The 9,461-nt window shown below is 65.0% G+C and carries 8 protein-coding genes, 1 tRNA gene and 1 pseudogene; 8 read left to right on the forward strand and 2 right to left on the reverse strand.

Going from position 1 to position 9,461, the window contains the following annotated elements:
• Positions 1-89 precede the first annotated feature (89 nt).
• From phaC to FA740_RS13545, 5 genes are all read left to right on the forward strand, one after another.
• Entirely contained in the window at positions 90-2,180 is a 2,091-nt protein-coding gene (gene phaC / locus FA740_RS13525; RefSeq protein ID WP_136857303.1) for a class I poly(R)-hydroxyalkanoic acid synthase, read from the forward strand.
• Between the two features lie 171 nt (positions 2,181-2,351).
• Positions 2,352-2,807, forward strand: coding sequence for a Phasin (locus FA740_RS13530; RefSeq protein ID WP_136857304.1), 456 nt, complete (start codon positions 2,352-2,354; stop codon positions 2,805-2,807).
• Positions 2,808-2,939: 132 nt separating this feature from the next.
• Entirely contained in the window at positions 2,940-3,506 is a 567-nt protein-coding gene (phaR, locus tag FA740_RS13535; protein WP_136857305.1) for a polyhydroxyalkanoate synthesis repressor PhaR, read from the forward strand.
• 42 nt (positions 3,507-3,548) lie between these two features.
• Positions 3,549-3,638, forward strand: a tRNA-Ser gene (locus FA740_RS13540).
• 388 nt (positions 3,639-4,026) lie between these two features.
• Positions 4,027-4,863, forward strand: coding sequence for a protein NO VEIN domain-containing protein (locus FA740_RS13545; protein WP_136857306.1), 837 nt, complete (start codon positions 4,027-4,029; stop codon positions 4,861-4,863).
• A 3-nt stretch (positions 4,864-4,866) separates the two neighbouring features.
• On the opposite strand, the gene FA740_RS13550 is transcribed toward FA740_RS13545, so the two are convergent.
• Together FA740_RS13550 and FA740_RS13555 are read right to left on the reverse strand one after the other, a co-directional pair.
• Positions 4,867-5,250 carry a hypothetical protein gene (locus FA740_RS13550; RefSeq protein ID WP_136857307.1) on the reverse strand — a complete coding sequence of 128 codons (384 nt, stop codon included), beginning with the start codon at positions 5,248-5,250 and terminating at the stop codon, positions 4,867-4,869.
• Positions 5,251-5,334: 84 nt separating this feature from the next.
• The gene (locus FA740_RS13555) at positions 5,335-5,613 is read right to left on the reverse strand and encodes a hypothetical protein (protein ID WP_211243710.1); all 279 of its coding nucleotides are present in this window, start codon (positions 5,611-5,613) and stop codon (positions 5,335-5,337) included.
• Positions 5,614-5,679: 66 nt separating this feature from the next.
• Between FA740_RS13555 and FA740_RS13560 the strand changes: the two genes are divergently transcribed.
• The 3 genes and pseudogenes from FA740_RS13560 to FA740_RS13575 all read left to right on the forward strand — a co-directional run bounded on the left by FA740_RS13560 (position 5,680) and on the right by FA740_RS13575 (position 9,442).
• Positions 5,680-7,593: an AAA family ATPase gene (locus FA740_RS13560; RefSeq protein WP_246053631.1), complete on the forward strand. Its 1,914-nt coding sequence runs from the start codon at positions 5,680-5,682 to the stop codon at positions 7,591-7,593.
• A 768-nt stretch (positions 7,594-8,361) separates the two neighbouring features.
• A pseudogene (locus tag FA740_RS20565) lies at positions 8,362-8,850 on the forward strand (YcbK family protein); the annotation flags it as partial.
• A gap of 34 nt (positions 8,851-8,884) precedes the next feature.
• Positions 8,885-9,442 carry a hypothetical protein gene (locus tag FA740_RS13575; protein ID WP_136857308.1) on the forward strand — a complete coding sequence of 186 codons (558 nt, stop codon included), beginning with the start codon at positions 8,885-8,887 and terminating at the stop codon, positions 9,440-9,442.
• Positions 9,443-9,461 lie beyond the last annotated feature (19 nt).

A 9,461-nucleotide genomic window follows, 5' to 3' on the forward strand; every position in this document is an offset into this window, starting at 1 on the left:
TCGGCGGGCCGGAACGGGGTCAGAAGCCGGGTTTACGCCTTGCCTGCCCTGCGCCTATCATGGGTCATTCCTAGGGGGGATTACGGATCATGGCAAGACAGCCGGGGGCGACAGGTAAAAATGTTGCGAAATCGCGCGCGAAATCGGCAACAACCGGAAAGCCGCGTGCCAGCCGCACGGCAGCGGCGCAGGATGCCGAACCGGCGGTCGTGACGTCCGAGGCCAAGACGGCATCGCCCGCAAAGCCCAAGGCCGCCAGATCCCGGCCCGCCGCCAAGCCGAAGGTCAGCGCGACACCCGGGGGCAACGCCAAGCCAAAGGTGGCGCGCAAGCCGAAAGCCGCAGCCCCCCCCGCGCCCGAGGCCGGGTCTGCGCCCAAATCGGCCGGTCCCGATGCCGCCAACGCGGCGCGCGCGTCCGAAAGTCCGCCGCCCGCCCGCAAGCTGGCCGAGAACATCGAGCGGATCGAGACCCTGGGCCACCGCCTGATGTCGGCCCTGGCCGATCGCAGCCTGCCCAATCCCGGGGTCGAGGGGCCGGGGCCGGACCTGTACCTGACCGCCGCCAACGCCTTTCTGAAGACGCTGTCCGAACATCCCGCCAAGATGATCGAGACGCAGGTCTCGTTCTGGGGGCAGACGCTGTCCAACTATGCCCGCGCCCAGCAGGCGCTGGCGACGGGCCATCTGGTCGCGCCACCCGATGACGGCCCGTCGGACAAGCGGTTCGCCAACCCGCTGTGGCAGAACCACCCCTATTTCAACCTGATCAAGCGGCAGTACCTGACCAATGCCAGCGCGCTCAAGGAGGCATCCGACAGCCTGGAGCTGCCCGATGACGTCGCGCGCCGTCGCGTCGACTGGATGACTGCGCAGATCATCGACATGATGGCGCCCACCAACTTCCTGGCGACCAACCCGGACGCGCTGGAAAAGGCCGTCCAGACCGAGGGCGAGAGCTTGGTCAAGGGGCTGGAGAACCTGGTCCGCGACGTCGAGAGCCATGGCGGAGAGATGATCGTGTCGCTGGCCGACCGCCGCGCCTTTACCGTGGGCGAGAATATCGGCACCGCGCCCGGCACCGTCGTCTATCGCGCGCCTCTGTTCGAGGTGATCCAGTACGCCCCCAGCACGCCCAAGGCCCATGCCCTGCCGCTGCTGATCTTTCCGCCCTGGATCAACAAGTTCTACATTCTGGATCTGAAACCCCAGAACAGCCTGATCCGCTGGCTGGTCGATCAGGGCCACACCCTGTTCGTGGTCAGCTGGAAGAACCCCGATGCCGCCATGTCGGACACCGGCATGGAGGATTACGCCGAGGCCTATCTGGACGCGATGAATCAGGTGCTGGCGCAGACCGGTCAGAGCCGCCTGAACACCGTCGGCTATTGCATCGCGGGGACCACGCTGTCGCTGGTGCTGGCGCTGCTGAAACAGCGCGGCGACAAGCGGGTGAACTCGGCCACGTTGTTCACGACGCTGACCGATTTTTCCGATCAGGGAGAGTTCACCAGCTTTCTGCAGGATGATTTCGTCGGCGGCATCGACGCCGAGGTCCAGCGCCACGGGTTGCTGCGCGCGCAGCTGATGTCGCGCACCATGAGCTTTCTGCGCGCCAACGACCTGGTCTGGGGGCCCGCCATCCGCAGCTATATGCTGGGCGAGACGCCGCCCGCGTTCGATCTGCTGTTCTGGAACGGAGACAGCACCAACCTGCCGGGGCGCATGGCGATGCAGTATCTGCGTGGGCTGTGCCAGAAGAACGCCTTCGCCACCGACGGCTTTGAGGTGCTGGGCCACCGCTTGCATCTGTCCGACGTCACGGTGCCGCTCTGCGCGGTGGCCTGCGAGGCCGATCACATCGCCCCCTGGAAGGACTGCTGGCGGGGCGTGGCGCAGATGGGGTCGGCGGACAAGACCTTCATCCTGTCGCAATCGGGCCATGTCGCGGGCATCGTGAACCCGCCCACGCGTCAGAAATACGGCCATTACCTCAGCGATCACGGCTTTGCCCAGGGGCATCAGGAATGGCGCGACGCGGCCGCGTTCCAGCCCTCCAGCTGGTGGCCGACCTGGGGCGCCTGGCTGGCCGAACGCGCCGGGCCGATGGTGGATGCCCGCGACCCGGGTGACGGGCTGGAGCCTGCGCCTGGCCGCTATGTGCACGAAAGGGCAGGCTGATGTCACGGCGCCCTGCCGGCGGGGGATGCGGGCGGGGCGCAAAAATTATGCCGCAGTGCAGAAAAATATCTTGAAATGCTGCAGTGCAGCATTCATATTGGCTGCATGGAATGGAGAGCAGCGACCCGTTCCCTTCGTCTCTCGGTCGCTGCAGTGATAGGAGTGAACGATATGGCTAAGACCCCCGATTTCGCCAAGACCATGCAGGACATGATGGCCAACTTCCCGATCGACACCAGCTCGATGCAGGACGCCATGAAGTCGCAGAACGTCATGGGCGAAAAGCTGGCCCGCGTCGCGCTGAGCGCCGCCGAGCGTTCGACCGAGATCTCGGCTCGTTGGGCGCAGGACTCGATCTCGCGCATGGGTGAGCTGGCTGCGGTCAAGCAGGACCCGTCCGAATACGCCAAGGCCATGAGCGATTTCGCCTCGGCCGCAGCCGAAATGGCCGCCGAGCACATGGCCGCCTATGCGGAAGTCGCCAAGAAGGTCCAGATGGACACGGTCGATCTGATGCTGACCGCCGGCAAGGACATGGCCTCGGACGCGCAGAAGGTTGCCGAAAAGGCGACCCGCGACACCCAGGCCGCCGTCAAGAAAGCCACCACGGCTGCCGCCGAGAAGTGATCGCCTGATCACGACCGATCCCTTGGGGGCAGCTTCGGCTGCCCCCTTGTGCATTGAGGCGCCGGGTTTTTTCCTTTGCGTTTTGCAGGTGCAGCTTTCATCATGGGTCACCACGCATCCAAGGACCCCAAGATGGCCGCATCGACTGCGCCGCTGCTGATCAAGCGTTATGCCAGCCGCCGCCTCTACAATACCGAAACCAGCGATTACGTGACGCTCGAGGATATCGCGCGCTTCATCCGCGACGGCCGCGAGGTTCGCATCGTGGATCTCAAGTCCGGTGACGACCTGACGCGGCAATACCTGCTGCAGATCATCGCCGAACACGAGAGCCGCGGCGAAAGCGTGCTGCCGCTGGATGTGCTGACGGATCTGGTGCGCAGCTACACCACGAATGCGCAATCCGTGGTGCCTCAGTTTCTGGCCGCCAGCTTCGAGATGCTGCGCGAGGGCCAGTCCAAGCTGATGGAGAACATGGCCTCGATGCCTAATCCGATGGCCAAGATGCCAGGCTTTGACGCGCTGCAGCGCCAGCAGCAGATGTTTCTTAAAGCGATGATGGGCGGATGGCCCGCGGGCGCCTTGGGCCCGCAGCCCGATCAGACGGAGAGTGACGCGGCACCCCCCGACGACGCCCGCGACATGGCCGAGATCCGCCGCCAGCTGGCGGAGCTGCAAAAGCGCGTTTCCAAGCTGTGACCCACTTGCACCGCGCCGTCCGCCGGGCTAGACCCGCGCTACGGAGCGGTGGCCGAGTGGTCGAAGGCGCACGCCTGGAAAGTGTGTAGGCGGGGAACCGTCTCGAGGGTTCGAATCCCTCTCGCTCCGCCACATTCAGACGCTGAATCCGTCCAAGGGCCCCGATTGGGGCCTTTTTTCTTTTTGTTTCAAAGGGTGTTGGCAGGGCTATCCGCCCTTCGGAGACTGGGCGCTTGACGCGGAACGGGTCTCCGAACGGCCTGCGTCTCTCTTCGAGCGCCCCTCAATGGTCACGGGACGGCGTAAAACATCCTCGCATATCCAATGGGTTGCCGCGTTCATGGGTTCGCCCCGTTCGCGAAAAAATCCGGTGACGGAGACCGACACGAAGGCGCAGGGCGGCCAGAAGGACGGCTCCGTGGCGGCCGATCCCCAAGTCCGGCGGAAGCGTCCGAAGCGAGCCGGAACCCTGCCGGAAGTCTCTGATGACAAACACACTTCGTGCCCATAGCCTGGCGCAATGTCGAACGGGCCCTGGACGGATGAAGAGAACGACCTGATCGTCGCGGATTACTTCGCGATGCTGGCCGACGACATCTCCGGGCGCCGCTACAGCAAGGCCGAACACCGCCGCGCGCTGCTGCCGCTGCTGAACGCCCGATCGGAGGGATCGGTCGAGTTCAAGCACCAGAACATCAGCGCGGTGCTGAAGGGGCTCGGCGAGGACTGGATCCCCGGTTACAAGCCCGCGTTCAATTTCCAAATGACCTTGGTGGATGCCGTGGCCCGGTGGCTGGCTCTGAACCCCGCCTGGCTCGGGCGCCAACCGGGGCTGCACCCCGCCGCTGGCCTGCGCGAGGCGGCGCAGATCTGGGTGGGGCCGCCGCCGACGCTGTCGAACCAGCCGCCGCCGCAGGAGCTGGAGCAGATGCTGCACATCGCCCGCAAGTTCGACGTGGCGGGCCGGGACGAGCGCAACCGGGCCCTCGGCCGCGCGGGCGAGGAGCGCGTGCTGGCGCATGAGCGCGCGGCCTTGCGGACGGCAGGACGGGACGATCTGGAGCGCAAGGTGCGCTGGGTGTCGGAGGAGGATGGCGATGGCGCGGGCTACGACATCGCGAGTTTCGCCCCGGACGGGCTACCCCGGCTGATCGAGGTCAAGACGACGAACGGATGGGAGCGCACGCCCTTCCACATCACCCGCAACGAACTGGCCGTGGCCGAGGAACATCGGTCGGAATGGCGCCTGTTCCGGCTGTGGAATTTCTCGCGCGAGCCGAAGGCGTTCGAGTTGCACCCACCACTGGATGCGCATGTCTCGCTGACCGCGACGACGTTTCAGGCGAGCTTTCACTGAGCCTCAGTCGAGCACCCGCTCCGGCTGTTCGTGCCATGGCAGGGCCGCGACATCGGTCAGTTGCAACAGGGTCACGGCGGGCACCTCGCGCTTGTAGACCAGGCGCTTGAGGACACCCGGCGCGAGATAGGCGAGCCGCAGCTGTCGGCTGACATGGCGTTCGGCCAGCCCCACGGCTTTCGCCAGATCGGTGACCGTGTTGAATTCGCCAGCCTCCATGCGCCGCCGCCAGCCCCACGCCCGGCCGATGGCGCGCAGGATATGCGGATCCTGCGTCCGGTCTTCGCTGGGCAGATAGGTGGCGGGCGGCATGATCTTCGGCCGCCCGTTCTGCTTGCGGACCTTGAGCGGCACGAATATCTGGATGGACTCGTCGGGTTTCATCATTCCGCCGCCACCTTCTTTCTTGGCGCCATCATGTCGCGCATGACACCCGAGACGCCGTCGGTCCGGACATCAATCACCAGCCCCTCAGACGTCACGGTGACCCTCATAGACGTGACCAATCTGTTCAACGTCGAGCGCCCGGTAGGACAGCGTGCGACCCTCGAAGATCTGGATCGCGTCCAGCAGGAGCAGAACTGTGCGGTCGTCGATCGGCAGGGGTTCGGCCGGATCGCTCCGCCAACTCGTGCCTTTTTTCCGCCCTTCGAGGAAGGGATATCGATCCGGGGCGAACAGTGAACCACCGAGCGCCGGGAAGGGCCCAGAGACTTCGACTAGGTTCAGCCACTCGTGATCGTTGCTCATCCGCGCTGCTCCGTCGAGAGGGAGCTTGGCACGAGCAGCACGACGGCCACCGGGAAGGTGTGTTCGATGGCGTTGGAGTGGCGTTCCTCGATCGCGCGCAATTCCTGTTCTCGTTCCTGCGGGAGCGGCGGCCTGACGGCCGAGGGGCAGCGCAAGTGCCACGTCTGGTGGGCGCTGACGGAACCCGCCGAGGGCGACGACATAGGCCGGGTCTGCCGTCTGCGCGGCGACATCGCCGCAAAGGTCGGCGGCGACATGCATTTCCGCTCCGCCCATCAGCCGACCCGAGTGGCGGGCTCGGTCTACTACAAGAACAACCTCAAGACGCAGGTGCGGATCGTCGAACTGAACGCCGACCGCGAACGCGATCTGGCCGAATTCATCGAAGCCGTCACCGACATGCCGCCCGCGCCGGGCGTGTCACTGCAGCCGGCGTTCACCCATCCTGACAAACCGGCGATGGACGATGTGCTGGTCACACCGGTGCGCGAGGGGGCACAGGACGACTGGTCCCGTTTCGAGGGCGCGTCCGCCGCGATCGGGCATTTCATCCGCATGGTCCACGAGGGCCGGATGACAAAGGACGAGGGCTGGATCGGTATCTGCGGCTACAACGCCGCGATGCTGCGGCCCGCCTGGCCGGTAGAGCGGCTGAAGCGGGAATCCGAGCGGCTTTGGGAACTGCATGTCGAGAAATACGGCCCGCCGCTGATCCGGCTGGACTCCGGCGCACCGGGACCGGTCGAGATGCCCGCCTTCACGTTGGGCGCGCTGCTGGACGATCAGAGCCCGATGCCGGAGGACATCATCGCGCCCCGGGTGCTGACGCCGGGCGGACTGCTGGTGCTGGGCGGTGCGCCCAAGGTCGGCAAGAGCGACCTGCTGATCTCCTGGCTTGTCCACATGGCCGCCGGTGTGCCCTTCCTCGGCTTCACGCCGCCACGGCCGCTGCGGATCTTCTACCTGCAGGCCGAGATCCAGTATCACTATCTGCGCGAGCGGCTAAAGCAAATCGCGCTGCCACCGGAGATGCTGGCCGCCGCACGCGACACCTTTGTCGCCACGCCCAAGCTGAAGATGCTGCTCGACAACGAGGGCAGCGTGCGGGTCGCCCGCGCGATCCGGAGGACATTTCCAGATGCGCCGCCCGACATCCTCTGCGTCGACCCGATCCGCAACCTGTTCGACGGCGGGCCGGACGGCGGCGGCGAGAACGAAAACACCGCCATGATGTTCTTCCTCAAGGAGCGGGTCGAGGTTCTGCGCGACCACATCGATCCCGACTGCGGAGTCATCCTGATCCACCACACCAAGAAGCTCAGCAAGCTCCAGGTGAAGGAGGATCCGTTCCTCGCGCTTTCGGGCGCCAGCGCCCTGCAGGGCTTCTACACCTCCGGCCTGATCCTGCACCGCCCCGACGAGGACGCGTCAGAGCGCAAGTTGGAGATCGAGCTGCGCAACGGCCCCGCGCTGCCCTCGAAGCTGATCGACAAGGTGCGCGGCCAATGGGTCGAGATCAACCCGATGAACGAGCGCCTCGTGCGCCAGGACATCGGCGCCAGGCATGATGCCGAGCGGGATCGGAAAAACCAGGTCGTCCTGGGGATGATCTTCGACGAGGCGGCCGAGGGTCGGCTCTACACCGCCACGCAGTTCGCGGAGGCGTTCGAGAACCAGCACGATCTCGGCGGGCGCTACAGCATCCGTGAGCGGCTGTCGGTGCTTGCCACCAAGGGCCTGATCAAGTTCCGCCGGAGTTTCACGGAGCACGGGTACGCCGGGACGCAATCGCATTTCGGATATCTCGTGATCAGGGACATGCGCTTCGGCCGCGACCCCGTGATCGACACGGACACCGGCGAGGTCCTTGCCGAGGGCGTCGCGGTGCTGCCGACCCACTACAAATGCGCCCATTCCGGCCGCGCGCGCGAGGTCGAGAACCCCTCCGTCTGGGTCTATCCGGAGGAGGCCCATGACTGACTTCCTCATCATGAGCGCGGCCTTCCTCATGCTCATCCCTTTCTCATGGTCCAATGAAATCAACGGGTTGGCGATGAGGATGAGAAAGGCCTTCCTCATCGACCCGCCTCATCCTCTGAGCCATAAAAAATCAACGGGTACAGAGACTTGCAGCCAGAAGATGAGGCGAGTGGGCAAGCCCCCATACTACGTATGGGGAGGCCAACCGGCAGGTTTGGCCTCGCCTCCCATACGTCGAGGTATCCGCGCGCGTGCTCCGACGCTCGCTGCACATTCCGATCCGACGACGGCGGCCCCGTACCGCCAAGCACCAGGCCGCAGTCGTCATCCACCCGAGCAGCCAACCAGAAAAGGAGACCACCCGTGGCTGTCCTGACTCTCGCCACCTCCAGCCGCGAGGCAATCCCCGATCTTCCGCCTGTCGCCCGATCCAACCGGGTGATCCTTGCCCTCGACCTCGGCACCACGACGGGCTGGGCGCTGCACGGCATCGACGGGCTGATCACCTCCGGCACGGCGTCCTTCCGCCCCGGGCGTTTTGATGGCGGCGGCATGCGGTATCTCCGCTTCACCAACTGGCTCACCGAAATCGACCGGCTGTCGGGCCCCGTCGTCGCCATCTGGTTCGAGGAGGTCCGCCGTCATGCAGCGACCGATGCCGCCCATGTCTATGGCGGGCTGATGGCCACGCTGACGGCATGGGCCGAACTGCGCGGCATTCCCTACGAGGGCGTGCCGGTCGGCACCATCAAACGCCACGCCACCGGCAAGGGCCCCGAGCACAACCGCGCCGTTGGTGGCGCGACCCGCTCCAAGCACCTCGACGGGGCGGCCTTCGATATCGCCATGGCCAACCACGACCCGATGGCCTTCGAGGCTGCGGCGCGGGAGGTCGGGTTCCTCGGCTTCGGCTTCTACCCGCGCTCGGGGTTCATGCATGTCGACCTCGGGCCCGCGCGTCAGTGGGGCCAGCGGTTCCGGGTACGGGCGACCGCGTTTGCAGCTGAGACGCCGCCCGCGCGGGAGATGCTGGCCGACAGCCGTACGATGAAGGGCGGCGGGGCGGCGGGTGTCGCGACGCTCGGCGCTGCGGGCGTAGAGGTGGCGCAGAGCGTCCTGGCCGAGACGCAGACCGCCATCCTGCCGCTCGTGCCGTATCTCGACACGCTCCGCTGGGTGTTCATCGCCGTGGCGCTGGGTGGGATCGCGGTCACGATCTACGCCCGGCTTGATGACTGGCGCCGGGGGCAGCGATGATCGGCGGGCTCGTGGCCGCGCTCACCGGATCGGCATGCCTCAGACGGCGCTCCGAGACGGCGCAATCGCGCTGAAGATCCTTCTGTTCCTGCTGGGCCCACGGCTCAACCGCGAAGAATTTGGAGCGATCGAGATGGCCGAAAAACACCTTGATCGAATCAGCGGGCCAGCGCTTACTTTAAGGATGGAAGAAGTCTCTGATCATTGGAAGATGGCCGCATGTCTGCTAGCTACGCATTTTTTTTGTGCTAGTTCGATCAATGCTCAACAGATTGAACCTCTGATTGACACGTTTGACGGCGGATGGCGGTCCGGAGAACGTTCCGTCGAATGCTCGTTCCAAGGACAATCTTACAGGCTTGAGATGACGGATGGTACAGCTAGGCTCGCCTTAGACGGCGAGTACCAGCCGCCGTCGCACATACGCTACTCACCCGGCAGCGTTCTCTATATATTCGAAGACGATGAGAGCGGAATTAGTGGCGCCGCGTTTGATTTTGTTAATAATGAAATGGTTCGACGCGATTTCGTGTCAGGTGAAGGTGAATCGCATCCGTACTCCGATAGAATTCCTTGCGTTGAGGTAAAGTAGTAAAGTCCAGTTTATGTTT

Source organism: Paracoccus hibiscisoli, assembly GCF_005048265.1.
Taxonomy (GTDB): domain Bacteria; phylum Pseudomonadota; class Alphaproteobacteria; order Rhodobacterales; family Rhodobacteraceae; genus Paracoccus; species Paracoccus hibiscisoli.